Source organism: uncultured Pigmentiphaga sp. (genome assembly GCF_937950555.1).
GTDB lineage: Bacteria > Pseudomonadota > Gammaproteobacteria > Burkholderiales > Burkholderiaceae_B > Pigmentiphaga.
In genome coordinates this window covers 1-26,925 of record NZ_CALFCW010000005.1, presented here as the reverse complement: position 1 = coordinate 26,925, position 26,925 = coordinate 1, and the positions used below count along the sequence as shown (strand labels likewise).

Sequence of the window (26,925 nt, the reverse complement as noted above, 5' to 3'; positions counted from 1 at the left end):
CCGGGTAGCGCCCTCGCCAACCGCCGTCAGGACTCTGTTCGCCCATGGGCAAGCTTCTCTTCTGGGTTTTTGTCATTTTGGTCGCGCTGCTGGTGGCACGCATCGCGGCTCGAAGCGCTGTGAAAGGCCAGCGCCGTGCCGCCCGGCGAGCCGATGCCACGCGCTTTCCCGCCGACGGGATGGTCCGCTGTGCTCATTGCGGCATTCACTTACCTAGTTCGGAAGCCGTCCGGCGCAAGGGCTACAACTATTGCACGCTCGCCCACTCGCTCAAGGGGCCGGGCAGATGACGCCTTTCGACACGCCCGCCCGGCTCGATCCGCACGGCTGGCTCGAACACCCGGCGGTCCGCATCGTGCCCTCGCCGAACGTCGACGACAGGCCGGCCGGCACGGAGGTCTCGCTGTTGGTGCTGCACAATATCAGCCTACCCCCGGGCGAGTTCGGCGGCCCCTACATCGAGTCCCTGTTTACCAACACGCTCGATTGCGACGCCCATCCCTGGTTCGGGTGCCTGCGCGGCCTGAAGGTCTCGGCCCATTTCCTCATCGACCGTGGCGGGTCCGTCATCCAGTTCGTGAGCACCGAGCGACGCGCCTGGCATGCCGGCGTGTCGTTCCACGATGGCCGCGAGCGTTGCAACGATTTTTCGATCGGCATCGAGCTGGAAGGTTGCGACACGGTTCCCTTCACCGACGCGCAGTACCGCGCGCTCGCCTGGCTCACGCCTGCCCTTCGCGCCCGGTATCCGCTGACGGCCGTGCGCGGCCACGAGCACATTGCGCCCGGCCGCAAGACCGACCCCGGCCCGGCTTTCGATTGGCAGCGCTATGGCCGGGAGACCGGCTGGGACGCATTGCCCCCCCCGGGCGGGCAATCCTGATCCGGCGCTGGCGACACGACGGGCGCTGCGGCACAGCCGCAATGGGCTTGGCCTGAGCCGGTCCCGGCGTTGCCGGGATTCCCCTGGGTCGATAAGAGAACCACGCTCGCCCGAACGGGCGCCTCGCTCCCGACACCTGTAGAATCTCGCCCTCGCTCAAGAGCGTGCCGACGCCGAGCCGCTGTTTCACGCATCGCAAAGGCCGCAGTTCACGCGCCCTTCGTGCCCCTTCTTGCGTGAAACATGCATGATTGCTGGCTGTCTAAAAACAGAGGTCCGAATTACCTATACGAGCGGCGGACTCTCTCCGCCTGCAACATTTTGACACTTGCCGTACAATCTGCACCCCCCTAGAATTAGTGGCTCGCAGGCCGCACACCACTAGATGTAGTGGCCGCACCGCATGGGAGGGGAAAACATGGCTTATCCAAACCAGCCCGAAGTGCGACGTCCGCTCTTGCTTCGCACTTCGCCGTTCGGCCCCGAGGCGCGTTGTCGCGCGGCCTGACGCCCTTGTGGTCCCGAATTTTTTTCCGCTTCAAATCCCCAGAACTCTCGAGTACGGCGCGGCTCACCCTCCGCGCCTTTTGCATCCAGGAGGCCTTATGCAACTCTCGACACCCTCGGCCCAACCGAACGCTGCGCCGCCCGCTGCCCAGCCCGCAACGTTCGAGGCCGAACAAACCGCATATGCCGACTACAAGGTCATCCGGCGCAACGGCGCCGTAGTCGGCTTTCAACCGAGCAAGATTTCGATTGCCCTGACCAAGGCCTTCCTCGCCGTCCACGGCGGTCAGGGCGCCGCTTCCGCGCGCGTGCGCGAGCTCGTCGAAAAGCTGACCCAGCAAGTCGTGCAGGCGCTGATTCGCCGCCAGCCCACCGGTGGCACCGTGCACATCGAAGACATCCAGGACCAAGTCGAACTAGCGCTGATGCGCTCGGGCGAACATGACGTCGCGCGCGCGTACGTGCTGTATCGGGAAAAGCGCGCCCAGGAACGCGCGCAGAAGCAGCAGGCTGAAGCCGAGCAGCCCGTCCTGCATGCGACCGAGAACGGCCTGCGCATCCCGCTCGACCCGCAACATCTGCAAAACATCATCCGCGCCGCGTGCACGGGCCTGGAAGAATTCGTCTCGGCCGAGGCCATTTTCAAGGAAACCGTCAAGAACCTGTACGACGGCGTTTCCACTGACGAGATCTTCAAGTCCGCCATTCTCGCGGCGCGCTCTTACCTGGAAAAAGACCCGGCCTATAGCAAGGTCACGGCACGCCTCTTGCTGCACACCATCCGCAAGGAGGTGCTGGGCGAGGAGGTCGAACAAAGCGCCATGGCGACCCGCTATGCCGAATATTTCCCTCAGTTCATCGCCCGCGGCATCGAAGGCGGGCTGCTTGATCCGCGCCTGGCCACGTTCGACCTGGCGCGCCTGGGTGCTGCGCTGGACCACGAGCGCGACCTGCAATTCACCTACCTCGGGCTGCAGACGCTCTACGACCGCTATTTCCTGCACATCCAGGGCAAGCGCATCGAACTGCCGCAGGCCTTCTTCATGCGCGTCGCCATGGGTCTGGCGCTCCAAGAGAAGGATCGCGAGGGGCGGGCCATCGAGTTCTACCGGATCCTGTCGTCGTTCGACTTCATGAGCTCGACGCCGACCCTCTTCAACTCGGGCACCCTGCACTCGCAGCTGTCGTCGTGCTACCTGACCACCGTTTCCGATAGCCTCGAAGGCATCTACGACGCCATCAAGGAAAACGCGCTGCTGGCCAAGTACGCTGGCGGCCTGGGCAACGACTGGACGCCCGTGCGGGCGCTGCGCAGCCACATCAAAGGCACCAACGGCGAAAGCCAGGGCGTCGTGCCCTTCCTGAAGGTCGTCAACGATACGGCCGTCGCGGTCAACCAAGGCGGCAAGCGCAAGGGCGCCGTGTGCACGTACCTGGAAACCTGGCACCTGGACATCGAGGAATTCCTGGAGCTGCGCAAGAACACCGGCGACGAGCGCCGTCGCACGCACGACATGAACACGGCCAACTGGATTCCCGACCTGTTCATGAAGCGCGTCATGGAAAACGCCGAGTGGACCCTGTTCTCGCCCTCGGACTGCCCCGACCTGCACGACAAAGTCGGCAAGGAGTTCGAAAAGGCCTACCTCGCCTATGAGGAAAAGGTCGCCCGCGGCGAACTGAAGCTGTACAAGAAGATCCCGGCCGTCACCCTGTGGCGGAAGATGCTGTCGATGCTGTTCGAGACCGGCCATCCGTGGATCACCTTCAAGGACCCGTGCAACATCCGCTCGCCGCAACAGCACGTGGGCGTGGTCCACAGCTCCAACCTGTGCACCGAAATTACGCTCAATACCAGCGAGACGGAGATCGCGGTCTGCAACCTGGGCTCGGTCAACCTGGTTGCACACCTGAAGACCAACGCCGACGGCACGGTCGAACTCGATCACGAAAAGCTCCGCCGCACCATCCGTGTCGCCATGCGCATGCTCGACAACGTGATCGACATCAACTACTACGCCGTCGACAAGGCCCGCAACTCCAACCTGCGCCATCGTCCGGTTGGCTTAGGCATCATGGGCTTCCAGGACGCCCTGCACATCATGCGGGTGCCGTACGCATCCGAAGCGGCGGTGGAGTTCGCCGATCGCTCGATGGAAGCCGTGTGCTACTACGCTTACCTCGCCTCGACCGAATTGGCCGAAGAGCGCGGGCGCTATTCCACGTTCGAAGGCTCGCTCTGGGATCGCGGCATTCTTCCGCAAGACACGATCAAGATGCTCCGCGAAGAGCGTGGCGGTTATGTGGATGTGGACGAAAGCTCGTCCTTGGACTGGAATGCGTTGCGTGAGCGCATCAAACTGCACGGCATGCGCAATTCCAATTGCGTCGCTATTGCCCCGACGGCAACGATTTCCAATATCATTGGCGTATCTGCGTGCATTGAACCGACTTATCAAAACTTGTACGTCAAATCGAATCTGTCCGGCGAATTCACGATCGTCAACGATTACTTGGTGCGTGACCTCAAGAAACTCGGTTTGTGGGACGAGGTAATGATCGCAGACCTGAAGTACTTCGACGGAAGTCTCGCCAAGATCGATCGGGTTCCTCCCGAGCTTCGCAAGCTGTACGCGACGGCCTTCGAGATCGAACCCCGCTGGCTCGTGGAATGCGCAGCACGCCGTCAGAAGTGGATCGACCAGTCGCAATCGCTCAACATCTACATGGCGGGTGCGTCGGGCAAGAAACTCGATGAAACGTACAAGCTGGCTTGGCAGCGCGGGCTGAAAACCACGTACTACCTGCGCACCCTGGGTGCGACCAGCGCTGAGAAATCGACCGGCCGCGGCGGCGAGCTGAACGCCGTGCCCACGGTACCGTCCAATGCGGGCTTGTCCGCGGCGGGCACCAATCTCCCGGAACCGGAAATCGTCGGGGCGGTATGTACCATGAAACCGGGTGACCCCGGCTTCGAAGAGTGCGAAGCTTGCCAATAATCCCCGCTGAATACCGGAGTCGATCTATGTTGTCTTGGGACGAAGAAGTTTCCCCCTCCAAGCCGGCGCCTCAGCTCGCAGGAGCTGCCGCGCTCGGCCAACACGCAGCCGCGTTCGACGAGGTCGCGCTGGCTGCGGGCGCCGCGGCGCCCGCGGACGCCACCTCGCGTCGCGTGAATATTGCCGACAAGCGCATCATCAACGGGAAGACGGACGTCAACCAGCTGGTCCCGTTCAAGTACAAGTGGGCCTGGGAGAAGTACCTGGCCACCTGCGCCAACCACTGGATGCCGCAGGAAATCAACATGTCGCGCGACATCGCGCTGTGGAAGAACCCGAACGGCCTGACCGAAGACGAGCGCCGCATCGTCAAGCGCAACCTCGGGTTCTTCGTCACGGCCGACTCGCTCGCCGCGAACAACATCGTGTTGGGCACCTACCGCCACATCACGGCGCCGGAGTGCCGGCAGTTCCTGCTGCGCCAGGCCTTCGAAGAGGCGATCCACACGCACGCCTACCAATACATCGTCGAGAGCCTGGATCTGGACGAGTCGGAGATCTTCAACGCCTATAACGAGATCCCGTCCATCCGCGCGAAGGACGAATTCCTGATCCCGTTCATCGACGTCATCGCCGACCCGACCTTCAAGACCGGTACGCCGGAGGCCGACCAGAAGCTGCTCAAGTCGCTGATCGTCTTCGCCTGCCTGATGGAAGGCCTGTTCTTCTACGTCGGGTTCACGCAGATCCTGGCGCTGGGCCGTCAAAACAAGATGACGGGCGCTGCCGAGCAGTACATGTACATCCTCCGGGACGAGTCCATGCACTGCAACTTCGGCATCGACCTCATCAACACGATCAAACTCGAGAACCCTCATCTGTGGACGCCCGAGTTCCGCGAGGAAATCCGCGGCCTCTTCCGCAAGGCAGTCGAGCTCGAATACGCATATGCCGAAGACACCATGCCGCGCGGCGTGCTGGGGTTGAACGCGCCCATGTTCAAGTCGTACCTGCGCTTCATCGCCAACCGTCGCTGCCAGCAGATCGGCATCGAGCCGCTGTTCCCGCAGGAAGAGAACCCCTTCCCATGGATGGCGGAAATGATCGACTTGAAGAAAGAACGCAACTTCTTTGAAACCCGTGTGATCGAGTACCAGACTGGCGGAGCGCTGAGCTGGGACTAGACACACGCAAACAGGATCAGGCGCCCATCGGGCGCCCGGCAGGGCCCGGACAGGTTCAGACGCGGGCGCGAGGGGCAAAGGCCCCCGCCCAGCGCGCCGTCCGGCCCCTGCGCATGCTGCTTTGTAGAATGCGAAGCGGCGGCGACCGGGCGAACGAGGCGTCATCCGGCAGGCGGACGACCGCCTGCCAAGTCATTCGACATGGGTCGCACCGGTTGCGGGGTATGTCGAATGGCTGTGTGCAGCATTCATTAGCGCAAACTGATTCCGCTGTGGAGGCAGTTGATCGACAGCAGGGCTTGCGCCGATGAATAGCCCGTGAGGATGGTCCGAGCGGGTTCGTGTTCTGGGTCCCTGAACGTCTCGTAAAGGAGCAGACCATGGCGACAGCCAAGAAGGCCGCGAAGAAGGCGGCAGCCAAGAAAGCCCCGGCCAAAAAGGCGGCAGTCAAGAAAGTAGCAGCGAAGAAGGCGCCGGCCAAGAAAGCCGCTGTAAAGAAAGTCGCAGCGAAGAAGGCGCCGGCCAAGAAAGCCGCTGTGAAGAAAACCGCTGTGAAGAAAACCGCTGCCAAGAAGGCCCCGGCCAAGAAAGCTGCAGTGAAGAAGACCGCGGCCAAGAAAGCCCCGGCCAAGAAGGCTGCAGTGAAGAAAACCGCTGCCAAGAAGGCCCCGGCCAAGAAGGCTGCAGTGAAGAAGACCGCGGCCAAGAAGACGACCGCGGCGAAGAAGGCGCCGGCCAAGAAAGCTGCAACCAAGAAGGCTGCAGCCAAAAAGCCTGCTGCCAAGAAGGCTTCCGCCAAGAAGCCCGCAGCCAAGAAGCCTGCCCCTGCACCGTCCACCGCGGCGGCTCCGGGCGCCAAAACGGCCCTCAACCCCGCGGCGGCTTGGCCCTTCCCTACGGGCAGCCGCCCGTAAGCGAACCATCGGAGCGCCTGGCGCTCCGATGTCGCCCCGTCCAGGTGCAAGCTTGGACGGGGTTTTTGCATTGAAGAAGGGTCTCGCTTCCAGGCGACTGTGCGACAATCAGAGCCCGACGTTTTACCGCCTGCGGAACAGGCGCAACCGGAGCCTTCATGTTTGGCGACATTGCCCAATTCCTCCTCAACATCCTCGCGACACTGTACGGCGCGGTGCTCTTGCTGCGGCTATGGCTGCAGTTCGTCCGCATGCCGCCTTACAACCCGATTTCCCGCACCGTGTTCCAGTTCACGGACTGGATCGTCGTGCCACTGCGCAGGGTGATCGGCGGCCGCGGAGGCATAGACTGGGCCTGCGTGGTGGCGGCGTGGGTGACCGCACTGGTTTACCTGGCGGCAGTCATGATGGTGGACGGCATCAATCCCACGTCGCTCTTCCCCGAGGCGCTGTGGATCGCCCTGCTGCTACTGCTCAAGTGGGGAATCAACCTGGTGATGTGGGTAACGCTGCTGATGGTGATCCTGTCGTGGGTGAATCCGCGCGCCCCGGCCATGCCCGCGCTGCACGCGCTCACCGCGCCGCTGCTCGACCCCATCCGCCGCATGCTGCCGGCAATGGGCGGGCTCGATCTTTCGCCGCTCGTCCTGTTCCTGATCACGCAGATCGCGCTGATGGTGTTGTCCCGTATCGGACTACCCGTATTCGGCCTGTAAGGCCGGGCCCAGCCGCCACTGCGCCGGGGCCGGATGCAAACACAGGCCGGTCGGCAGAGATGCCGGCCGGCCTGTCCGTTTCAGTGGGAAACGACCGCTGGCGGTATTGCTTACAAGTGCGTGACGCGGGTCACCCCGGAGCCGCTCAACACCCGCACCCGGTCCCCCACGTAGAACTTTTCGTCGGCTTCCTGCACGATGGAGCGCACTTCCCCGTTCTCGAAGCGGACGGTGATCTCCAACCCGGTGCGCTTGGACAAACCGCCCTCGACGGCCTGCCCCGCGACGCCGCCGGCGATGGCGCCGAGCACGGACGCGATGATCTGCCCGCGGCCGCCGCCTATCGTGCTACCGGCCACTCCGCCGACGATCGCGCCGCCGGCCGTGCCGACGCCGGTCTGCCCGCGATCGATGGTGACTTCCCGGACCGACTCCACCGTGCCCAGGCGCACCACCTGCTCGCGCTGGGCCTGGTTGCGGTCGTAAACGGACGCCGAATTGCTACCCGTCGCGCACCCGGCCAACAAGGCCAGGGCAGACAACGCCGCCGCAACGGCCATGGCGCGGCCACGACCGGCCTTCAGGGGGAAAGACGCAATGAATCGATCCATAAAGCCATCCTGAAAAATCGGATAGGTGCCGCAGCACTATCTCGTCATCAAAAACACGTACAACCCTTCGACTGGATTTATACCCCGCCGGTTCGCCCCCGCGGCCCAGGAGGGCGGCATCCGTCACGCTAGGTTGTTTCAAAGCATAACGAATTGCGGGACGGCCGGGAACCGACGGCTCAGGCGTGGGGCAGGCTCAGGCCATAGCTCCGGTCGAGCCGGGCCGAGATTTCCTCGCGGCTCAACACGTGGTTCTGCGGCCCCCGGCTGGCAACCTTGATGGACCCCATCAAACTCGCCAACTTGCAGCAATCTTCCCAGTTCCAGCCCAGGGTAATGCCGTAAAGCAGGCCGGCGCGGTAGGCGTCGCCGCAGCCGGTAGGATCGACCACGGCATCGGCCTTGATCGCGTCGATGTGGATTTCCTGGCCGCCGGTAAGCAGCGTGGATCCTTTCTCTCCGCGCGTCACGATGGCGGCCTGTAGGCCGGCCGCGATTTCGGCCATGCTGCGCCCCGTGCGCTGCTCGACGACGCGCGCCTCGTAGTCGTTGACGGTGAGCACCTGCGCCATCGACAGCATGTCGCGCAGATCGTCGCCGTTGAACAGCGGCATGGCCTGGCCGAGGTCGAAGATGAACGGCACCCCGCGGGCATGCAGGCGCCGCGCATGGGCGAACATGCCCTCCTTCGAGTCGGGGGCGACGATGCCCCACACGCCGGGAGCCGCCGTCAGGTCATTCGTGGCAGACGCCGACATCGCGCCGGGGTGGAAGGCGGTAATCTGGTTGTCCACGAGGTCCGTGGTGATGAAACACTGGGCCGTGAACGTCCCCGGCACGACTTTCACCCAGTCGACGTTGATGCCTTGCGCGCGCATCCGCTGCAGGTATTCGCCTGCATCCTCGCCGACCGTGGCCACGGGCACGGGCGTACCGCCCAAGAGCCGCAGGTTGTACGCAATGTTGCCGGCGCAGCCCCCGTACTCCTTGCGCATGGAGGGCACCAGGAACGAGACGCTCAACGCATGGACCTGCTCGGGCAGGATGTGCTCCTGGAATTTGCCCTCGAACACCATGATCGTATCGAACGCGATGGAGCCGCAAATGATGACGGGGGCGGTTTCGGGATGAGCCATGGCGGTCACGGATAAAAAAGAGCGACGCGATAACCGGTGGCATGCGCGTCGATGGTTTCAACGGGAATCCGCAGGGTGCGTTCTTCGAGCGGCCCCAGCGGCTTGGCGAGGTCCTGGGGCGACAGGTACACCGAAGGCAGCAGGACGCGGCGCGCGGCCACCGCATCCGACAAATCCATCAGCGACAGCTCTATGGCCGGCCACGCCTGGGGAAATGCCGCGCGATTGCGCAGCAGGATCCGCAACGCCAGCCGCCTCACGGGCAAGACGACCTGGGCGGGCACCTGGCCGGCATCGAGCAGGGGGTCAGAGATAGGCGGCGCAAACCCGGGGGAATCCGGCGACCACGGCTCGATGGACGAAGATTCGATGACCAGCAATTCTGGCGCGCGCGGATATCCCACCGTGCAATGGAACCGCTGGCACAATTTTTCAAGCAACGGGCGAGCGGCCGGCACGCGGGTGGCAAACTCGGCGCGGAACATCCAAAGCGCCTGCCCTGCCAGGACCACGAGCGCGACCAGCGCCGCGATGCCCCACAGCCATTGCGCGCGCCGGCGGCGCCGCTTCTCGTCCTGGTCGAAGAAGTCCGGCTCGTCGGCCGGCGGCGCATACGCTGAACGAGGTTCGGCCACGATGCGCGGGATCGGGTCGTCGCCCGCATCGCCTACCACCAGGGCATCGCCGGCAGAATCCTCGACGGCGTCGGTGGCATCCGGCAGAGCTTCAGGCGCCCGCGGAGCCGCCTCGCCTGCGGCCGAAGACCTGCGCGGTCGCAACACGACCGGGATCTCGTCGGACGCGGGCGCGGAAACCCCGGGCTGGGAGGAGGCCGGGTAGCCCGGCTGGGCCATCCCGCCGGCAGGAGAAATGCGGTCGGACGAGGATTCGTCCTCGGGCACCCCTGGCGTCGCCGGGACGCCGGGCACCGCCGCCGGCGACAATCCCTCTCCCCGCTTGCGCACGACACGCGGCTCGGCAGACGGATCGGAATCCGGCGCGGCCTGCAGCGACACGGGCCGCGGCGGCCCGCCGGCCGGGTCCAATTCGAACAAGTACTCGGTGCTGTCGAACGCCTCGTTGCACACGCCGCAGCGGACCCACCCGCCGCGCAGCTTGATCTGGTCCGGCACGACGCGGAACGAAGTGCTGCAATAGGGGCAGTGAGTGGCAAGGACCATGGCGCGGCCCCGTCAGTCCGGACGATGTCCGTGCAAACACACCCAGCCGTCGAGCGCCCGCCAGACGGACAGGGAAAGCCAAGGCGCATAGGCCTGCGCCACTTCGTCGGCCTGGCGCTCGAGCACCCCCGACAAGACCAGATCCCCTCCCGGCAAGACCCGGTCGCACAACATGGGCGCCAGCACTTTGAGGGGGTTCGACAGAATGTTGGCGACCACGACGTCGGCGCGCCATCCCTGGCGAACGTCAGGCAGGCCAGTCAGTACCTCCACGCCGTTGGCGGCGGCGTTGGCCTGGGCCGACTGCACGGCCTGGGGATCGATGTCGATGCCCACGGTTTCGCCCGCCCCTAGCTTGCGCGCGGCAATCGCCAGGATTCCCGAGCCGCATCCGTAATCGAGCACGGTGGCCCCGGGGCGCAGGTGATTCGCCAGCCATGCCAGGCAAAGATGCGTAGTGGGATGGCTGCCGGTGCCAAAGGCCAGCCCGGGATCCAGGCGAATGGAAATCGTGCCGGGCTCGTCGGGCACTTCGTGCCAGGTGGGCACGATCCAAACCTTGCCTTCAACCTCGATGGGTTCGAACTGGGACTGGGTCAGCCTAACCCAGTCGGCATCCGGCACCTCCCGCAATTGCCAGCCCGGCGCTTCGATGCCACACGCTTCGCAGGCCAGCGCCAGCACCTGGGCAGGATCTTCGCCGTCGGGCATCAGCGCCACGATCCTGTTGCGCGACCATGCCTGGGTTTCGGGCTCCAGCCCGGGTTCTCCGAAAAGCGGCTTTTCCGCTTCGGTGCCGAAATCCGCATCCTCCACGGAAACGGACAAGACCCCCGCTTCCAGCAAGGCGTCGGAAAGCGGCTCGGCCATTTGCTCGGCGCAGTCGAACACCAGTTCGCGCATGAGGGGCTCTTATTCCGGGCGCTGTGCCAGGCGCTGCTCCAAATAATGGATATTGGTGCCGCCTTCGATGAAGCGGGCATCCTGCAGCAACTCGCGGTGCAACGCAATGTTGGTAGAAATGCCGTCCACCGCCATCTCCGACAGGGCGATGCGCATCCGGGCCAGCGCCTGCTCCCGCGTATCGCCATAGGCGATGATCTTGGCGATCATCGAGTCGTAATTGGGCGGCACGAAATAGCCATTGTAGACATGCGAATCGACGCGGATGCCGGGACCGCCCGGCACGTGCCAATTGGTGATGCGGCCCGGGCTGGGCGTAAAGCGGAACGGATCCTCGGCGTTGATGCGGCATTCGATGGCATGGCCACGGAACACGATGTCGCGCTGCCGATAGCGCAGCTTCTCGCCCGCGGCGATGCGGATCTGTTCCTGCACCAAGTCTACGCCGGTGATGGCTTCGGTCACCGGATGCTCGACCTGGATACGCGTGTTCATCTCGATGAAGTAGAACTCGCCGTTCTCGTACAGGAACTCGAATGTGCCCGCGCCGCGGTAGCCGATCTTGCGGCAGGCGTCGGCGCAGCGGTCGCCGATGCGGTCGATGAGGCGGCGAGGAATGTGCGGAGCCGGCGCCTCCTCGATGATCTTCTGGTGGCGGCGCTGCATGGAGCAGTCGCGTTCTCCCAGCCAGATTGCGCCGCGCTGCCCGTCGGCCAGCACCTGGATCTCGATGTGACGGGGGTTCTCGAGGAACTTTTCCATGTACACATCGGGATTGTTGAACGCGGCGGCTGCCTCCGAGCGCGTCATGGTCACCGCGTTGAGCAGGGCGGCCTCGGTATGGACCACGCGCATGCCTCGGCCGCCGCCCCCGCCGGCTGCCTTGATGATGACCGGATAACCGATCTTGCGGGCAATTTGGATGATTTCCTTGGGATCTTCGGGCAATGCGCCGTCCGAGCCGGGCACGACCGGCACGCCTGCGGCGATCATGGCCTGCTTGGCGCTGACCTTGTCGCCCATCAGGCGGATGGATTCCGGCTTGGGCCCGATGAACACGAAGCCGCTCTTCTCGACCCGCTCGGCAAAATCCGCGTTCTCCGACAAAAAGCCGTAACCGGGATGGATGGCCTCGGCGTCAGTGACCTCGGCGGCCGAAATGATGGCCGGCATGTTCAGGTAGCTCTCGCGCGAGGACGCGGGCCCGATGCATACCGACTCGTCGGCCAGCTTGACGTACTTGGCCTCGCGATCAGCCTCCGAGTGCACGACCACACTCTTGATCCCCAGTTCGCGGCAGGCGCGCTGGATACGCAGGGCGATTTCCCCGCGATTGGCGATCAGGATCTTTTCAAACATGAACGATTGTCCTGAAAAAGTCGGACGACTGGCCTGGGCTGCGGACTCGGCGGGGCCGCGGTGGAAAGCGTCTTCCCGGCTCCGTCGCGCCGGTCCGGGCGCCCGACTGATGATACGGTGTGAAGCGCATCAACGGACCAAGCGTCGATGCACATGGCGTCGACCAGATCAGCCGATCACAAACAGGGGTTGGCCGTATTCGACAGGTTGACCGTTCTCGACCAGGATTTCCTTAATGACGCCAGCCTTGTCGGCCTCGATCTCGTTGAGCAGCTTCATGGCTTCGATGATGCACAACGGGTCGCCTTCCTTGACGGTTTGGCCGACATCCACGAATGCCGGCGCGCCCGGGTTGGGTGCGCGATAGAAAGTGCCGACCATGGGCGACTTGACGATGTGCCCCTGCGCCACGGCGGGCTCGGCCGCCGGAGCGGGAGCAGCCTCGGCGGGCGCGGGAGCGGCCGGCGCCTGCGGCACGACCTGGTATGACTGGACGGCCGGCGCAGCGGCTACCGGCGCGCTTTGCGCGAACTTGACGATGCGAACCTTGCCCTCGCCTTCCGTGATTTCGAGTTCGGCGATGCCCGACTCGGCAACCAGATCGATCAAGGTTTTCAGTTTTCTGAGATCCATGGGGCTTCCCCAATAATTTTCTTTAATGCGACAGCGCGTAGCGCACTGCCGCTTCGTAGCCATCTGCGCCCAGCCCGGCTATGACACCCACGGCCAGGTCGGAAAAATACGAACGGTGCCTGAAGGCCTCCCGTTTGTGCACGTTCGACAAATGGACTTCTATGAAAGGCACCGCCACGGCAGCCAGGGCGTCCCGGATCGCGACGCTGGTATGCGTGTAGGCGGCCGGATTGATGACGATGAAGTCGACCCCTTCCGCCGCCGCCGCTTGGATGCGGTCGACCAGCGCGCCCTCATGGTTGCTCTGGAACGAGACGAGCGAAGCGCCGTGCTGCTGGGCCAGCGTCTGCAGGCGGGCGTCGATGTCCGCCAATGTATCCGCGCCATAGATACCGGGCTCGCGAGTGCCGAGCAAATTCAGATTCGGGCCATGCAAGACCAGTATGCGATGGGCCATATGCCTGCGTTGCGGTATGAAAGGGCGCGATTTTTACGCAAAACACGCCGTATTGTCCATCAATTGTAACGAATCCGCGGCTCGTCGAAGAAAACGCGCCGCGAACCCCGATGGGAAAGGAGCTCGCCTGCCTCAACTAGACGCCAATACGTCGCGCAAAGTTTCCGCCTTGATCCGCCCCGCGTACTGGTGAAGGACGCTGCCTTTCTCGTCGATGACCACGGTGTAGGGCAACCCGCCGCTGGCGTTCCCCAGCTCCCGCGCCAGCTCGGTGCCCACGTTGCCGGCGATCAGCAAAGGATAACTCACCGGCACCTTTTGCACGAATTTTTGCATGTTAGTCGCCGAATCGATGCCGATGCCCACGAATTGCGCCCGTCCGTCGAATTCCTGCCGAAGTGCCTCGAGCTCGGGCATTTCCTCCACGCAGGGCGGGCACCAGGTAGCCCAGAAATTGACCACCAACCGGCGTCCGCGCCATTGTTCGAACGCATAAGAACGCCCGTCCAACCCTTCCAAGGTCTGCGCATACAGGATGTCGACCGCCCGGTCGGAGCTGGGACGCGGCGCGAGCTGCCACCAGGCCGCCACGCCACCGGCCAGCGCCGCTGCCGCGCCTAGGCCGCCATAGACCAACAACTGGCGACGCTTGTCGGAAGACCCGTGGTTCATGCCATCCCCCCTTGCACATCCTCTGCTTCGTCGAGCAGCCGCGACACCGCGCGCGCGTCCCCGCGCTCCACGCGGCCGTCCGCTCCCGGCTTGAGGGCGCCGCGCAAGGCCAGGTCGTCATAAATACTCAACATGACGCCCTCGCCCTTCCACATGAAGTACAGCGCTTCGACCTTGCCGCGGCCCCGGAAATCCGGACGCTCGCCCACTTCGTATTGAATGCCTTGGTTGATCAGGAAAATCTCCACCTCCTTGGAAGAGTCGGCGAAGCACTGCAAGGCAATATCGGAATGCTCGCCCGCAGTGCCGTTCCAGACCGGACCGACCAGGTAGGGCTGGAATCGATCGAGCAGCTCCATGACCGACAAGGCCACCCGCCGCAGGCGGTTCAGCCTGGCCGGCTGGGTGTCGCCCATGAACAATGCCTGGTATTCGCGGACTTCGCTTTCGATTTCGTCATTGTCGGGCAGCACGTCGCCCTTGGGCAGGGCCCCCTTGCCCACCAACTGCCGGACCGCCTTGCGCTTGGCGGTGCTGTAATCGAGCCCGTCCTCGGCGATCATCCTGGCCGCAACGGCGGCAATTTCCTGGCGCAAAGAAGAAAACGACATGATTGCTCCAAGGAGATGACCCCGACATCATACTTCGTGTCCCGGAGCGCCGCCGGTCCGGGCGTCTACAATCCCATACCCGACCGGAAGACTGGCAACCATGCATCTACATATTCTCGGCATCTGCGGCACCTTCATGGGCGGCCTGGCGCTGCTCGCGCGGGCGGCCGGCCATCGCGTCACGGGCTGCGACGCTGGCGTCTACCCGCCCATGAGCACCCAGCTCAGGGAGCAAGGCATCGAACTCATCGAAGGCTACGGGGCGGACCAGACCGGCCTCAAGCCCGATTTGTTCGTCGTGGGAAACGTCGTCAGCCGGGGCAACCCGCTCATGGAGGCCATCATGAACGAGGGGCTGCCCTACGTCTCCGGGCCGCAATGGCTAGGAGAACACATCCTGCCGGGCCACCATGTGCTGGCCGTGGCCGGCACGCACGGCAAGACCACGACCACCTCGATGCTCGCCTGGATCCTCGAGGCTGCCGGCCTGGCGCCTTCATTCCTCGTTGGCGGCGTGCCGCTCGACTTCGGGGTCTCGGCACGTTTGTCCACGGGCTCCAAGCGCCTGTTTGCCATGGAAGCCGATGAATACGACACCGCCTTCTTCGACAAACGCTCCAAGTTCGTCCACTACCGGCCCCGCACGGCGATCCTGAACAACCTTGAGTACGATCATGCGGACATCTTTCCCGATCTTGCCGCGATCGAAACCCAATTCCACCATCTCGTGCGTACCGTCCCAAGCCAAGGACGCATCGTCGCGCCCACGCGCAGCCCGGCGATAGATCGCGTGCTTGCGCGCGGTTGCTGGTCAGAAGTCGTCACGTTCGGCGAAGATGGCGCATGGCAGGCAGGTCCGGAGCAATCCGACGGGAGTTTCGAGGTCCTCCACCAGGGCGCCCCGGTCGGCCGCATCCAATGGACGCTAAGCGGCGAACACAATCGCATGAACGCACTGGCCGCCATGGCTGCCGCCGAGCACGTGGGCGTCTCCCCCGCGGAGGCCGCGGCAGCCCTGAGCCGCTTTGGCGGCGTGAAGCGCCGCATGGAACTGCGCGGGACGGTGCGCGACATACGGGTGTATGACGACTTCGCGCACCACCCCACGGCCATCGCCACCACGCTGGCGGGCTTGCGGGCGAGGATGCCGGGCGGGCGCATCCTGGCCGTGCTCGAACCGCGATCCAACACCATGAAGCTCGGCGCGATGAAAGCCCAGCTTCCGGGCTCCCTGGCGCAAGCCGACCTTGTTTTCTGCTACGGTGAGAAAACAGGCAAGCACGCCCTGGGCTGGGACCCGGCCGAAGCCCTCGCGCCCTTGGGCGACCGGGCAAGTGCCTGGTCGGACCTGGCCGCCATGGTCGAAGCCGTCGCGCGCACCGCGCAGCCGGGCGACCACATCGTCGTCATGAGCAACGGTGGCTTCGGGGGCGTGCACGACAAACTACTGCAAGCGCTGCGCGAGCAGGCCGACGCCGGAGGCCCCTGATGATTCTGTACCTGCACGGATTCCGGTCCTCGCCGGCTTCGTACAAGGCGCGCCTCTTGGCCGAGGCCATGTCGGCACGCGGCCGGAACAAGGAATGGGCGTGCCCCCAATTGGCGGCCAGTCCTCGCCAGGCCATGGAGCTGGCCGAATCTTTGGCGCGGGACATGCAGGCCCATGCGCGGTCTGCCGGACGCGAACTGACCCTCATCGGCTCTTCGCTGGGCGGCTATTACGCCACCTTCCTGGCCGAACGGCTGGGCTGCCGCGCCGCACTGCTCAACCCAGTCGTGCACGCCGCGCGCGACCTGGCCACGCAGGTCGGCGAACACACGACGTATCACGACGGCCAGCCCTTCTCGTTCACGGCCACCCACGTGGAAGAGTTGCGCGCCTACGCCGTCGAGCGCATCTCCCGTCCCAACCGCTACTATTTATTGGCGGCCACTGGCGATGAAGTGCTGGACTGGCGCGAGATGCGCGATCACTACCGAGGCGCCCGGCAACACATCATTGAAGGCGGCGACCACGGCATCAGCGACTTCGCGCGGTACTTGCCGGAAGTGCTGGCCTTCGCCGACGCCCCGAACGACGAATTCTCCCCTGGATAACACGCAATGCATGTCCTTTATGAGGATGACGGCGGATTCAAGGCCGCCACCATCCTGAGCGAAACCGATGCCAGCCTCCAGGTCGAGGCGGCAAGCGGCAAGCGGAGCAAGATCAAGAAGTCCGCCATCATCGTACGATTCGAGCAACCCGACCCGGAGTCCCTGCTCAAGCAAGCGGAGGAGGCATCGAAGGAACTGGACGTGCAGTTCCTCTGGGAATGTGCGCCCCAGGAGGAGTTCGAGATCCCGGCACTGGCCGAGGAGTACTACGGCCACCCGCCGGCGCCGGTCGAACAGGCGGCCATGCTGCTGCGGGTGCATAGTGCCCCGGTCTACTTCCACCGGCGCGGCAAAGGCAAATATCGACCGGCCCCGCCGGACATCCTTGCCGCCGCACTTGCCGCCCTCGAGAAAAAACAGCGCCAGGCCGAACAGCAACAGGCTTGGGTAGAAGAAATCAAAGCCGGCAGGCTGCCGGAACCGCTGGCCCGCCAAGCCGAAACCCTGCTGTTCAAGCCGGACAAGAACACGCTGGAATGGAAGGCGCTCGATGCCGCGTGCACCCAGCTGCAGGTCCGCCCTGAGCGGCTGCTGATGAACCTCGGCGCATTCCCGAGCGCGATCTCCATCCACAAGCGGCGCTTCTACGCGCAGCACTTTCCGCGCGGCACCGGCTTCGCACCGGCCGAGGTCCCGCCCATCGCGCGCGACCTGCCCCTCGCCGACGTGGAGGCGTACTCGGTCGATGACATCACCACCACCGAGATCGACGATGCGCTCTCCGTCCAGCAGCTGGACGACGGCACCCTGCGCGTCGGCATACACATTGCCGCGCCGGGGCTCGCCGTCACGCGCGACAGCAACCTGGACGCGCTGGCGCGCGCGCGCATGTCTACCGTGTACATGCCCGGGGACAAGATCCCCATGCAGCCGGAAGAAGTCATCAAGGCGTTCTCTCTGGATGCCGGCGCCCCCGTGCCCGCCGTCTCGCTCTACGTGGTCGCCGACCCCGAAACGGGCGAAGTCCTGTCGCACGAATCGCGCATCGAACGCATCGTGGTACGCGAGAACCTTCGCCACAACGTGCTGGACGACGTCGTGACCGAAGCGCTGCTGGACGACCCGTCCGCCGAGGTACCCTACGGCCACGTCTTCCGTCCGCTCTGGCGCCTGGCCAAGGCCCTGTCGGCCAAGCGCGATCAAGTACGCGGCAAGCCCGAGTCGAACAACCGGGTCGACTTCAGCTTCTACGTCGACGGCGATCCGGACCGGCCGGAAGAGGCAAGGGTGCGCATCGTGCAACGCAAGCGCAACGCCCCCCTGGACCGCCTGGTGGCCGAATACATGATCCTGGCCAACAGCTTGTGGGGAGGCCTGCTGGCCTCGTGCGGCGTGCCGGGCATCTACCGTTCGCAGCAAATGGGCCGCGTGCGCATGGGGACGGCGGCCGCACCGCACGAATCCATCGGCGTACCCCAATACGCCTGGTTCACGTCGCCGCTGCGCCGCTATGTAGACCTCGTCAACCAGGGCCAGTTGATCGCGGCGATCGACCACGGCGTCTCGGCCCGCCTCGCGGCCCCGTTCAAGCCGCGCGAGGCCGATCTCTACGCGATCATCAGTGCCTTCGAGGCCAAATACGGCGCCTATGCCGACTTCCAGCAGGCCATGGAACGCTTCTGGTGCCTGCGCTGGCTCAAGCAGGAAGGGTTGCGCCGCGTGGAAGCGGTGGTGCTGCGCGACGACCTGGTGCGCCTGAAGGATGCGCCGTTCTACACCCGCGTGGGGACGCTCCCCTCCCTGGAGCGGGGCCAGCACGTCATGCTGGAGATCATGGGTGACGACGAGCTCGAGTTGACCCTGGATTGCCGCTTCCTGGACGTGGTGGAGAGCGCGCAGGCCGACGAGGACATCGAAGAGGAGCCGGCCGCCGAAGAGCACGCGCAAGCCGCCGAGATCGATGCCGCCGACGGCCCCGACCCGACGGATGCCCGGCTGGTCGACGCTTCGGAAAGGCACGCTCCTGATTCCGAAGACGCTGGCGGCACCCCGCCCGCGTCCTGACCCGTCCGCCCAGGGTTTCCCAGGCAACCCGAGCGCCAGGCGGCATACAAGTCGCCCGGCGCCATCCGCAGCCCAGGCGGCGATCCGGCCAGCCTGAAGAATTACAATCGCGGGGTGTCGCACCGCCCTGCTCCCGCATCTCCGCCCGATTCCTCCGCCGCGCCGGCCCCCGGCGTGCGGCCGGCCGCCTCGCACCCCGCGAAAATGCCTAGGCTCCGTCGCCTTCCCGCCCAGCTGGCCCGCCAGCTCACACAAGATTGGAAGGAACGTCCGGATCGGCGCTATCTGATGAGCGCGATCGTGATTTCGCTGGCGGCGCACGGCATCCTGTTCGCCCTGCACTTCACGGCACCGCGGGCGCAGCGGCCGGAGCGAGATGCCGGCCTGGAGGTCGTGCTGCTTAGCGCAGGCACCCGCCAAGCCCCCTCCAAGGCCGAACTACGCGCGCAGGTGGCCAGCAGCGGCGGCGGGGACGCTACGGCAGGACATGCCCAAGCACCCACGCCGCACGCCGCAGCCGACCGCAACGGAAAACTGCTCGCGGAGCTGCAAGCGCGGCAGGCGGCGCTGGAAGCGGAGCAGCGCCGCCTGGCTGCGGCCCTCGCCCAGCACCGCGCGCCCCAGCCCGCTCCCGCCGCCCAGCCAGGCACGCCGTCGAGCGAACGGAACGCCATGCAGGAGCAGGCCGAGCACCTTGCACGCCAGTTCGCCGAGGTCTCCCGAGGCATCGAGGACTACAACAAGCGTCCGCGCCGCCACTTCTTTGCGCCGTCGACCTCGGAATACCGGTTTGCGGTATATGTCGAGCAATGGCGCGAGCGCATCGAGACCCTCGGCACCCAGCACTATCCCGCCGCCGCGCGTGGCAAGGTATATGGATCCTTGCGCATGACGGTATACATACGCAGTGACGGCACCGTGGAAGGCATAGACATCGACAAGCCGTCGGAACATAAAATACTCAACGACGCCGCCCGGCGCATCGTCGCGCTTGCCGCGCCGTTCGCGCCTTTTCCGCCCCAGATCGCGCGCGATACCGATGTGTTGGCCATCACGCGCACCTGGTATTTCACCAACGACAAGCTCTTCGCGAAGCCCGGCTGATGCTTCCTTCCCCTCGCACACGCTACGCCGTCATCGGCAATCCCATCGCACACAGCAAATCGCCGTGGATCCACGCCCGGTTCGCCGAGCAGACCGGGGAGCCCATCACGTATGAGGCGATCCTGGCGCCGGTCGATGGATTCGCCGCGCAAGTCGAAGCGTTTTTCGCCTCGGGCGGCGGTGGCTTGAACGTCACCGTGCCGTTCAAGCTGCAGGCCTTTGAATTGGCGCGCGCGAACCTGAGCCCCCGCGCGCGGGCGGCTGGTGCAGTCAACACGCTTTGGATGCAAGACGGCGCATTGCACGGCTGCAATACCGACGGGGTCGGCCTGCTCAACGACCTGCGCCGGCTGGGAGCACGCTTGGCCGGAGCCCGGGTGCTCGTTGCCGGAGCGGGAGGCGCGGCGCGGGGCATATTGCTGCCGCTGATCGAGGCGGGCTGCGCCAGCATAGACATCGCCAACCGCACGCCGTCCCGTGCACAGGAGCTGGCGGCGGCCTTCTCCGCGTCCGCGGGAGCCGTCATGCGCGGTGGCAGCTATGCCGACCTACCCGCGGACGGCCACTGGGACCTCGTCATCAATGCCACGGCCAGCAGCCTGGACGATGAAGCGCCGCCCCTTCCGGCCGGCGCCTACGCGCCAGGCGGGCTGGCGTATGACCTCATGTATGCCGCGCGCCCCACAGCCTTCATGCGGCAGGCAGCCGCCGACGGAGCCGCCGCGGTTGCGGACGGCCTAGGCATGCTGGTGGAACAGGCCGCCGAAAGCTTTTTCATCTGGCGCGGCGTCCGCCCCGACCCAGGTCCCGTGCTGACGGCCCTGCGAACCTCTTTATGAGATGAGCGCCCGCCGCCCCCAGCCCCGCCGCCGTCGCTCCCTGCGCGCCCGCATCCTGTCGGCGGGCATGCGCCTGTGCCTCGCGGCCTTGGCGCTGGTGCTGCTGTACCAAGCCTGGATCTTTGGCTGGGTCGTCTGGTATGCCTACATGCCTCCCGGCACGACTTCGGTCATGCGCGCGGAATTGTCCCGCCTGCAGAAAACCGACCCCAAGCGCAAGCTCGATTACCGGTGGGTCGACTACGATCGCATCAGTAATCACCTGAAACGTGCCGCCGTGGCCGCCGAAGACGCCAATTTCCTCGAGCACGGAGGCATAGACTGGGACGCGGTCGAACGGGCATACGCCCATAACCGGCAATTGGCCGAAGCCACCGAGCGTGCCCTGGCGCTTGGCCGGCGGCCGCCGCAACGGCCCATGCGCGGCGGCTCGACCATCACGCAGCAGGTCGCGAAAAACCTATTTCTTTCCAACTCGCGCACCTACTTGCGCAAGGCCCAGGAAGTCGTCATCACCTACATGATCGAGCTGGTCATGAGCAAACGGCGCATCCTGGAGCTGTACCTGAACATTGCCGAGTGGGGGGAAGGGGTTTTCGGCGCGGAAGCAGCCGCACGCCACTACTTCAACACCTCGGCCGCCAACCTATCGGCCTACCAAGCCGCGCGGCTCGCCTCCATGCTGCCGCGGCCGCGCTACTACGACAAGAACCGGGGCTCGGCCTACCTCGCTTCCCGCACCGACAGGCTGCTGCGCTGGATGCCGGGAACCGCGATTCCCTAGGCGCTGCCCGTCACGCAATTGCAACCAAAGCCGCCAAGCCGGCCCGACGCCCTGACGAACACCGCCTGCACGCGTACAATTGCGGCGTCGTCAACTCTGCAGTGCCAGGCACTGCTTTTCGGCATGGCCTCACAGCCACGACCTAGACCCTTAATACCAGCCGGCCCCTTGTCTTCCGGCACCCGTTCGAGCCACCTCTGAGCCCGCCTGCGTCAGGCGGCCAGGCCCCAGGCCCGTGCGGGGCCGCTTTGTGTTTCCCGCGCGATGGTCGAACAAGCAACTGAACCCAAATCCCTCGAGCGCAACCGCCTCGAACCCGAAGACGCCCAAGAGGCTCTGGAACACGTCCAGGAGCTGCTGCGACGCCAGCATCTGGTCGAAGAGCTCGTCCAGAGGCAAGAGGCCGGGGACACCCGCGCGCCGCTCGTCGAAGCGCTGGTCCACCGGCAGCATGAAGCCGAGCTGAGCGCCCTGCTGGACGACCTGCATCCGGCCGACATCGCCTTCATCCTCGAATCCCTACCCAAAGAAGATCGGCAGATCGTCTGGCAGCTCGTTCGCCCTGAACGCGTGGGCGAGGTGCTGCTCGAAGTCGCCGACTGGATGCGGGAATCGCTGATCGCCACCACGGACCAGCAAAAGCTGCTGGCGGCGGCCGAGAGCCTGGAGGCGGACGAACTGGCCGACCTCGCTCCAGACCTGCCCCCCGAAGTCGTGGCCGAGGTGCAGAAGGGCCTGACCGACGAAGAGCGGGCGCGCCTGACCGAAGTCATGAGCTACCCCGAAGACTCGGTGGGCGCGATCATGGACTTCGAAATGGTCCGGGTGCGCAACGACGTGACGCTAGAGGTCGTGCTGCGTTACCTGCGCCGCCTGCACGAATTGCCCGATCACACCGACCAGATCTTCGTGGTCGACCGGCACGACAAGCTCATGGGCAGCCTGCCCATCAACCGGTTGCTGGTGAGCGATCCCGAGACCAAGGTCGCTGACGTCATGGACACCGAAATCCTGACGCTGGCGCCGCTCGACGAGGCCGCCGAAGCAGCCGCTGCGTTCGAACGCTACGACTTGGTGTCTGCGCCCGTGGTCGATGCCGTGGGGCGGCTGATCGGCCGGGTGACCGTGAACGAGGTGGTGGACGTGATCCGCGAGGCCTCGGACGAACAGGCGCTGTCCAAGGCCGGCCTGCAAGAAGAAGACATCTTCGCCCCAATCCCCAAGGCCATCCGCAACCGCGCGCCGTGGCTGCTAGTCAACCTGTGCACCGCCTCGATCGCCGCCTTCGTCGCCTCGCGCTTCGAAGAAACGGTGGGGCACATCGTCATCCTGGCCTTCCTGATGTCCATTGTCGCCGGCATAGGCGGCAATTCGGGCAATCAGACCATGACGCTAATCATCCGGGCCCTGGCGGTGGGCCGCATCAACGCCGCCAACGTCGGCAAGCTGGTCCGCCGCGAGCTCCAGATCGCATTTTTCGTCGGGCTGGGGGGCGGCGCCGTGGCGGGGCTGTTCGCCTGGGCGATTTCGGGACGCTATTCGCTCGGCCTCGTCATGATGGCCGCGATGGTGCTCAACCTGCTGGTCGGCGCCAGCATAGGCATGCTGGTTCCCCTGACCCGCAGCCGGTTCGGCAAGGATCCGGCCATCGGCTCCTCGGTACTGCTCACCTTCGCCACTGACACGATGGGCTTCTTTATTTTCCTGGGGCTAGCGACCATCTTCCTGACGTAGCCGCGTCCCCGCCGGCAGTGCTCGCGCCCCACGCCGCCCTGCGCGGGGCGACGGCGTTCACGCCAAGCCCATGGCTTCCTTATAGGCCCGTTCCACCGACTCCGGCTGCCCTGCCTGGAAGATGTAGTGCTGCATGTGGCGGCCGAATATCGGATGCGCCTTTAGCTCCGCCATGGTCATTCCCTCGACCAGCTCCTTGCGGAAGGCCATCGGCAATTCGACGCGGTGGTTCTTTTCCGGATCCCGCAATATGCCTTTCGGGTCCGCGCCGCCGGCGACGGCCTCCAGCTCCTCGAAGAACTTCTTGCGGATCATGGCGATGCCGCGATCGCTGGGGCCCAGCGTCTCGAGGCTACGGTCGGCGATGGTCCCCTGCCCCACCCACGCGACGAAGTCCTGGTTCATCACATGGCTGGTGATCCAGTTGCCCTCGGCATCACGGATAGGCCCATGCCAGGTCGGGATGCGCTCTTGCACGTAGGGTTCGCGCTCCCGGGGAACGCGGGTGAAAGACCAGCAAACGCTCAGGGTGTGTTCGTCGTCCACCGGAACGCGCCACTCGAAGTGGTCACCGAGGAAGACGGCATTGGGCCACAAGCAGACCCGCCCGATAGACCACAGCGGATCGTCCTTGGTTGCATTGCCCCGGACACGCTTGTAGAGAAACCCGAACTCGAACTCCTCGAAGCCGACTTCTTTGTGCGGGGGCGAATAGGGCCCAAGCACCCCGCGCTGGCGCAGGCTCCAGTTGTTGTGCGCCCACTCGAAATGCACGGGGTCGATGGAGTTTTCCTGGCACTGGAACCAGTTACAGGGAATCACGGACAAAACGATCTGCCGGAACCCATTGGGCCATGAGAACGCCTCCCAGTCGGGCAAGAGAGGGGCAGGCTGGGGGCCCATGTACGCCCATAGCAGGCCCGCCTTTTCCTGGACCGGATACGCCTTGATCCGCACCTTATCCTTCATGCGGATTTCCGGATGGGCGACGTCCTCGTAGGGCTGCTCCACGCAGGCGCCGTCCGCGGAAAAACACCATCCGTGATAACTGCAGCGCAGGCCATGGGGCTCCGGGAATCCGTGCGTCATGTCGGCTCGGCGATGTGGGCAGTGCCGGTCCACCAACCCCCAGTTCCCGCTCAGGTCACGATACAGGACCAAGTCCTCGCCCATGATGCGCACGGCTTTGGTCGCACGCGTGTCGAACTCGCTAACCCCCGCGATGGGCATCCAATACCGGCGCAGCAAGTCTCCCATGGGCGTGCCCGGCCCCACCCGGGTCAATAGCGCATTTTTTTCCTGATTCAGCATGACCGTTCCATTGCAGGTGAAGGAGTGCGGCATGAACGAAAAGCGGCCGCGCTATCTATATTATATATCATACTTATCTGCGCGAGCAGCAGGTGGTCGTTCCCGGAAGACCTGTGCGGCCGGTCCCGCCACGCAGGGCAACCTATAATGCGGCGTACCTACGTCACGATCCATCTCACCACGGCACGCAAAGGATTCGGGTTTGGTCAAGAAAGTCTCTCCATCGACCCGTACTTGGACAGCGGTCCCCAACGAAACGCTTTCGGGGGGCATCGTGGCGCAGATACGCGCCGCCGTTTTGAACAAAGAGATCGTTGCCGGCCAGTTTCTGGGCAGCGAGGCCGCGCTGTCCGAACAATTCGGCGTCAGCCGCATGGCGGCGCGCGACGCCCTACGCACCCTTGAAGGGCTGGGCATCGTCGAGATTCGAATGGGATCGCGCGGCGGCGTATGGGTGGCCCAGGGCAACCCGGATCGGCTGGCCGATGCAATGGCCATTCACCTAAAGCTCATCGGCGTCACGTCGGGCGAGGTGTTCGACGCCCAGATGGCGATCGAGGAAATGGCGGCCGAACTGGCGGCTGAGCGACGCAACGACGCCGATCTGGAAAGATTGCGTGCGGTACTGGCCGAACTATCGGCGCTCAAGGATGAACTCGACCGCTTTGCGGACGCCTCGATGCGCTTTCATGAAGCCATCGTGCAGGCATCCCACAGCCGCATCCTGCTGGCGCAGTTCCGCGCCCTGAGCATTGTCCTGCGCCCCGTGCTGCGCCCGAATCTCACGCCGGCATCGGCCGTGCGCATCATGCGCCACCACAAGCGGATGCTGGCTGCCATCGAATCCGGCGACGGCGCCGAAGCTTCCCGGCTGATGCGGGAACGGCTGAGCTACCAGAGGAATAAGACGTTGTCGCAAGAAGCAAGCTCGGCCTCCCGGGCGAAGGACTAATCCTCCCAGCCTGGCGGCCTTTGGATTTCCCCCGTCGCCCCCCCTTCGCCGAACGTCCCGAAAACCAACACCCGGACCACGTGGGCGGGCTTTACAACCGCGTCCGTCGATCTTAATCTATATTATATATTAGAGATAAAACAGAATAACGCGCCCGCTTGCCCGCGGCAGGACGGACGACCTACCCCGTTTACGCCCTGGCCGGCGCCAGCGAGGCAGCGCCGGCTCGCGCGGAACAAGAAAGAGCTAGGAGACACGCATGAAGCATGCATTCCGGAAGTCCACATGCCCCCTCTCGACCGCCGCCATGGCGCTGCTTCTGGCGGGTAGCCCGATCGCGCACGCCCAGGGAGGGGCCGACGCAGCTGGCTACCCGAAACGCACCATCAAGATCGTCGTTCCGTACAGTCCGGGAACGAGCGCCGACGCCATTGCCCGGCGCACCGCCGAACAGCTCTCGGCGAGGCTGGGCCAAAGCGTTTATGTGGAAAATCGGCCCGGCGCCAGCGGCGTCATCGGCACGTCCTATGCCGCGAATGCGGAACCCGACGGGCACACGCTGATGATCGGGCCGACCACGCTAGTCATCACGTCAGCCTTCCGCCCCACCCCCTACGACCCGGTCAAGAGCTTTGCCCCCATCGGCCAGATCGCAGAAAGCGCGCAAGTCATCATTACGGGAGCCGGCACTCCCGCCCAAGACTTCAAGGAGCTGGTGGCCCACCTCAAGGCACGCGGGGAACTCGCTTCTTACGCATCTCCGGGAATTGCCTCGACCTCGCACCTGTACTCCACCGTGCTGCAGAACATGGTGGGCGTCAAGATGCGGCACATTCCGGCCGGCACGCTCAATGCCGCGATCATGGACGTCGTGCAAGGCAGCGTAGACATGATGATCGCCCCCATCGAGGCGGCCCGCCCCTTGGTCGCCTCCGGCAAGCTCAAGGCCATCGCGCAGACCGGCAGTGCGCGTTCGCCGCTGCTGGCTTCCGTCCCCACATTGGCAGAGGTGGGGTACCCGAACTACCAGCTGGCGCTCTGGATCGGGCTCTACGCCCCGGCCCAAACACCAGGCCCCATCATCGACCGCCTGAACCGCGAACTGAGGGCGATCTACGATTCAGAGTCGATGCGCACCGCACTCGCCGATACCGGCTTTGCCGTGGTGCTGGGTACGCCGGAAGATCTCGGCCGGCTCACGCGCACGGAATTCGAGCGCTGGAGCCGCGTCATCAAGACCGAGGGCATCAGCCCGGAATGATGGGCATGGGGCC

General features: G+C 64.9%; 25 protein-coding genes. 15 read left to right on the top strand and 10 right to left on the bottom strand.

The annotated features are described in order from the left end of the window. Positions 1–44 precede the first annotated feature (44 nt). From Q0319_RS00370 to Q0319_RS00345, 6 genes are all read left to right on the top strand, one after another. Positions 45–290 (top strand): PP0621 family protein, encoded by a 246-nt coding sequence (locus Q0319_RS00370; protein ID WP_296464981.1) that lies wholly within the window; start codon positions 45–47, stop codon positions 288–290. Next, entirely contained in the window at positions 287–883 is a 597-nt protein-coding gene (ampD, locus tag Q0319_RS00365) for a 1,6-anhydro-N-acetylmuramyl-L-alanine amidase AmpD (RefSeq protein ID WP_296464984.1), read from the top strand. Before Q0319_RS00370 ends, ampD begins: the two co-directional genes overlap by 4 nt. Before the next feature lie 605 nt (positions 884–1,488). Then, positions 1,489–4,389, top strand: a complete 2,901-nt coding sequence (locus tag Q0319_RS00360; RefSeq protein ID WP_299450102.1) for a ribonucleoside-diphosphate reductase subunit alpha — start codon at positions 1,489–1,491, stop codon at positions 4,387–4,389. Positions 4,390–4,415: 26 nt separating this feature from the next. Continuing rightward, entirely contained in the window at positions 4,416–5,573 is a 1,158-nt protein-coding gene (locus Q0319_RS00355; RefSeq protein ID WP_296470218.1) for a ribonucleotide-diphosphate reductase subunit beta, read from the top strand. 380 nt (positions 5,574–5,953) lie between these two features. Next, the gene (locus tag Q0319_RS00350) at positions 5,954–6,487 is read left to right on the top strand and encodes a histone H1-like DNA-binding protein (RefSeq protein WP_299450143.1); all 534 of its coding nucleotides are present in this window, start codon (positions 5,954–5,956) and stop codon (positions 6,485–6,487) included. A gap of 158 nt (positions 6,488–6,645) precedes the next feature. Continuing rightward, positions 6,646–7,203, top strand: coding sequence for a YggT family protein (locus Q0319_RS00345; RefSeq protein ID WP_296469712.1), 558 nt, complete (start codon positions 6,646–6,648; stop codon positions 7,201–7,203). A gap of 110 nt (positions 7,204–7,313) precedes the next feature. On the opposite strand, the gene Q0319_RS00340 is transcribed toward Q0319_RS00345, so the two are convergent. The 9 genes from Q0319_RS00340 to Q0319_RS00300 all read right to left on the bottom strand — a co-directional run bounded on the left by Q0319_RS00340 (position 7,314) and on the right by Q0319_RS00300 (position 14,766). Next, complete coding sequence (locus Q0319_RS00340; RefSeq protein ID WP_296469721.1) at positions 7,314–7,763, bottom strand: glycine zipper 2TM domain-containing protein; 450 nt, start codon at positions 7,761–7,763, stop codon at positions 7,314–7,316. Positions 7,764–7,993: 230 nt separating this feature from the next. Beyond that, positions 7,994–8,950: a carbohydrate kinase family protein gene (locus Q0319_RS00335; RefSeq protein ID WP_296469714.1), complete on the bottom strand. Its 957-nt coding sequence runs from the start codon at positions 8,948–8,950 to the stop codon at positions 7,994–7,996. Positions 8,951–8,955: 5 nt separating this feature from the next. Next, positions 8,956–10,131, bottom strand: a complete 1,176-nt coding sequence (locus tag Q0319_RS00330; RefSeq protein WP_299450096.1) for a DUF3426 domain-containing protein — start codon at positions 10,129–10,131, stop codon at positions 8,956–8,958. A 12-nt stretch (positions 10,132–10,143) separates the two neighbouring features. Then, positions 10,144–11,034 (bottom strand): 50S ribosomal protein L11 methyltransferase, encoded by an 891-nt coding sequence (gene prmA, locus Q0319_RS00325; protein WP_296469718.1) that lies wholly within the window; start codon positions 11,032–11,034, stop codon positions 10,144–10,146. Between the two features lie 9 nt (positions 11,035–11,043). Then, entirely contained in the window at positions 11,044–12,393 is a 1,350-nt protein-coding gene (accC, locus tag Q0319_RS00320; RefSeq protein ID WP_296469719.1) for an acetyl-CoA carboxylase biotin carboxylase subunit, read from the bottom strand. A 168-nt stretch (positions 12,394–12,561) separates the two neighbouring features. Continuing rightward, positions 12,562–13,026, bottom strand: a complete 465-nt coding sequence (gene accB, locus Q0319_RS00315; protein WP_299450091.1) for an acetyl-CoA carboxylase biotin carboxyl carrier protein — start codon at positions 13,024–13,026, stop codon at positions 12,562–12,564. A 22-nt stretch (positions 13,027–13,048) separates the two neighbouring features. Continuing rightward, a complete protein-coding gene (gene aroQ, locus Q0319_RS00310; protein WP_299450088.1) occupies positions 13,049–13,483 on the bottom strand; it encodes a type II 3-dehydroquinate dehydratase in 435 nt (144 codons plus the stop codon). A 132-nt stretch (positions 13,484–13,615) separates the two neighbouring features. Next, positions 13,616–14,155: a TlpA disulfide reductase family protein gene (locus Q0319_RS00305; RefSeq protein WP_299450085.1), complete on the bottom strand. Its 540-nt coding sequence runs from the start codon at positions 14,153–14,155 to the stop codon at positions 13,616–13,618. Continuing rightward, positions 14,152–14,766: a hypothetical protein gene (locus tag Q0319_RS00300; RefSeq protein WP_299450082.1), complete on the bottom strand. Its 615-nt coding sequence runs from the start codon at positions 14,764–14,766 to the stop codon at positions 14,152–14,154. The genes Q0319_RS00305 and Q0319_RS00300 overlap by 4 nt, the downstream gene beginning before the upstream one ends. A gap of 100 nt (positions 14,767–14,866) precedes the next feature. On the opposite strand from Q0319_RS00300, the gene mpl reads away from it, so the two are divergent. From mpl to mgtE, 7 genes are all read left to right on the top strand, one after another. Further along, positions 14,867–16,255, top strand: coding sequence for a UDP-N-acetylmuramate:L-alanyl-gamma-D-glutamyl-meso-diaminopimelate ligase (mpl, locus tag Q0319_RS00295; RefSeq protein WP_299450079.1), 1,389 nt, complete (start codon positions 14,867–14,869; stop codon positions 16,253–16,255). Further along, positions 16,252–16,863: a YqiA/YcfP family alpha/beta fold hydrolase gene (locus Q0319_RS00290; RefSeq protein WP_296469290.1), complete on the top strand. Its 612-nt coding sequence runs from the start codon at positions 16,252–16,254 to the stop codon at positions 16,861–16,863. Before mpl ends, Q0319_RS00290 begins: the two co-directional genes overlap by 4 nt. 6 nt (positions 16,864–16,869) lie before the next feature. Next, positions 16,870–18,927, top strand: a complete 2,058-nt coding sequence (locus Q0319_RS00285) for a ribonuclease catalytic domain-containing protein (RefSeq protein WP_296469282.1) — start codon at positions 16,870–16,872, stop codon at positions 18,925–18,927. Positions 18,928–19,215: 288 nt separating this feature from the next. Continuing rightward, positions 19,216–20,031: a TonB family protein gene (locus tag Q0319_RS00280; protein WP_299450076.1), complete on the top strand. Its 816-nt coding sequence runs from the start codon at positions 19,216–19,218 to the stop codon at positions 20,029–20,031. Continuing rightward, positions 20,028–20,870, top strand: coding sequence for a shikimate dehydrogenase (gene aroE / locus Q0319_RS00275; RefSeq protein WP_299450139.1), 843 nt, complete (start codon positions 20,028–20,030; stop codon positions 20,868–20,870). Before Q0319_RS00280 ends, aroE begins: the two co-directional genes overlap by 4 nt. Before the next feature lies 1 nt (position 20,871). Further along, complete coding sequence (mtgA, locus tag Q0319_RS00270; RefSeq protein ID WP_299450073.1) at positions 20,872–21,654, top strand: monofunctional biosynthetic peptidoglycan transglycosylase; 783 nt, start codon at positions 20,872–20,874, stop codon at positions 21,652–21,654. 264 nt (positions 21,655–21,918) lie between these two features. Further along, entirely contained in the window at positions 21,919–23,388 is a 1,470-nt protein-coding gene (mgtE, locus tag Q0319_RS00265; RefSeq protein ID WP_299450070.1) for a magnesium transporter, read from the top strand. A gap of 57 nt (positions 23,389–23,445) precedes the next feature. Here mgtE and Q0319_RS00260 read toward each other — a convergent pair whose 3' ends face one another. Further along, positions 23,446–24,699, bottom strand: a complete 1,254-nt coding sequence (locus tag Q0319_RS00260; RefSeq protein WP_299450068.1) for an aromatic ring-hydroxylating dioxygenase subunit alpha — start codon at positions 24,697–24,699, stop codon at positions 23,446–23,448. A 202-nt stretch (positions 24,700–24,901) separates the two neighbouring features. Here Q0319_RS00260 and Q0319_RS00255 point away from each other — a divergent pair, with 202 nt between their 5' ends. Next, complete coding sequence (locus Q0319_RS00255) at positions 24,902–25,651, top strand: FCD domain-containing protein (RefSeq protein ID WP_296470605.1); 750 nt, start codon at positions 24,902–24,904, stop codon at positions 25,649–25,651. 259 nt (positions 25,652–25,910) lie between these two features. Further along, on the top strand, positions 25,911–26,912 hold the full coding sequence (locus Q0319_RS00250; RefSeq protein ID WP_299450066.1) for a tripartite tricarboxylate transporter substrate-binding protein: 1,002 nt from the start codon (positions 25,911–25,913) through the stop codon (positions 26,910–26,912). Positions 26,913–26,925: the final 13 nt, after the last annotated feature.

Coding starts and splice junctions, on each gene's coding strand:
- mtgA (WP_299450073.1), top strand. CDS start 20,872: ATGAGCGCCCGCCGCCCCCAGCCCCGCCGCCGTCGCTCCCTGCGCGCC.
- ampD (WP_296464984.1), top strand. CDS start 287: ATGACGCCTTTCGACACGCCCGCCCGGCTCGATCCGCACGGCTGGCTC.
- accC (WP_296469719.1), bottom strand. CDS start 12,393: ATGTTTGAAAAGATCCTGATCGCCAATCGCGGGGAAATCGCCCTGCGT.
- Q0319_RS00335 (WP_296469714.1), bottom strand. CDS start 8,950: ATGGCTCATCCCGAAACCGCCCCCGTCATCATTTGCGGCTCCATCGCG.
- accB (WP_299450091.1), bottom strand. CDS start 13,026: ATGGATCTCAGAAAACTGAAAACCTTGATCGATCTGGTTGCCGAGTCG.
- Q0319_RS00355 (WP_296470218.1), top strand. CDS start 4,416: ATGTTGTCTTGGGACGAAGAAGTTTCCCCCTCCAAGCCGGCGCCTCAG.
- Q0319_RS00300 (WP_299450082.1), bottom strand. CDS start 14,766: ATGTCGTTTTCTTCTTTGCGCCAGGAAATTGCCGCCGTTGCGGCCAGG.
- Q0319_RS00340 (WP_296469721.1), bottom strand. CDS start 7,763: ATGGCCGTTGCGGCGGCGTTGTCTGCCCTGGCCTTGTTGGCCGGGTGC.
- mgtE (WP_299450070.1), top strand. CDS start 21,919: ATGGTCGAACAAGCAACTGAACCCAAATCCCTCGAGCGCAACCGCCTC.
- Q0319_RS00350 (WP_299450143.1), top strand. CDS start 5,954: ATGGCGACAGCCAAGAAGGCCGCGAAGAAGGCGGCAGCCAAGAAAGCC.
- Q0319_RS00345 (WP_296469712.1), top strand. CDS start 6,646: ATGTTTGGCGACATTGCCCAATTCCTCCTCAACATCCTCGCGACACTG.
- Q0319_RS00280 (WP_299450076.1), top strand. CDS start 19,216: ATGAGCGCGATCGTGATTTCGCTGGCGGCGCACGGCATCCTGTTCGCC.
- prmA (WP_296469718.1), bottom strand. CDS start 11,034: ATGCGCGAACTGGTGTTCGACTGCGCCGAGCAAATGGCCGAGCCGCTT.
- Q0319_RS00250 (WP_299450066.1), top strand. CDS start 25,911: ATGAAGCATGCATTCCGGAAGTCCACATGCCCCCTCTCGACCGCCGCC.
- Q0319_RS00285 (WP_296469282.1), top strand. CDS start 16,870: ATGCATGTCCTTTATGAGGATGACGGCGGATTCAAGGCCGCCACCATC.
- Q0319_RS00260 (WP_299450068.1), bottom strand. CDS start 24,699: ATGCTGAATCAGGAAAAAAATGCGCTATTGACCCGGGTGGGGCCGGGC.
- Q0319_RS00305 (WP_299450085.1), bottom strand. CDS start 14,155: ATGAACCACGGGTCTTCCGACAAGCGTCGCCAGTTGTTGGTCTATGGC.
- Q0319_RS00370 (WP_296464981.1), top strand. CDS start 45: ATGGGCAAGCTTCTCTTCTGGGTTTTTGTCATTTTGGTCGCGCTGCTG.
- mpl (WP_299450079.1), top strand. CDS start 14,867: ATGCATCTACATATTCTCGGCATCTGCGGCACCTTCATGGGCGGCCTG.
- Q0319_RS00360 (WP_299450102.1), top strand. CDS start 1,489: ATGCAACTCTCGACACCCTCGGCCCAACCGAACGCTGCGCCGCCCGCT.
- Q0319_RS00330 (WP_299450096.1), bottom strand. CDS start 10,131: ATGGTCCTTGCCACTCACTGCCCCTATTGCAGCACTTCGTTCCGCGTC.
- aroQ (WP_299450088.1), bottom strand. CDS start 13,483: ATGGCCCATCGCATACTGGTCTTGCATGGCCCGAATCTGAATTTGCTC.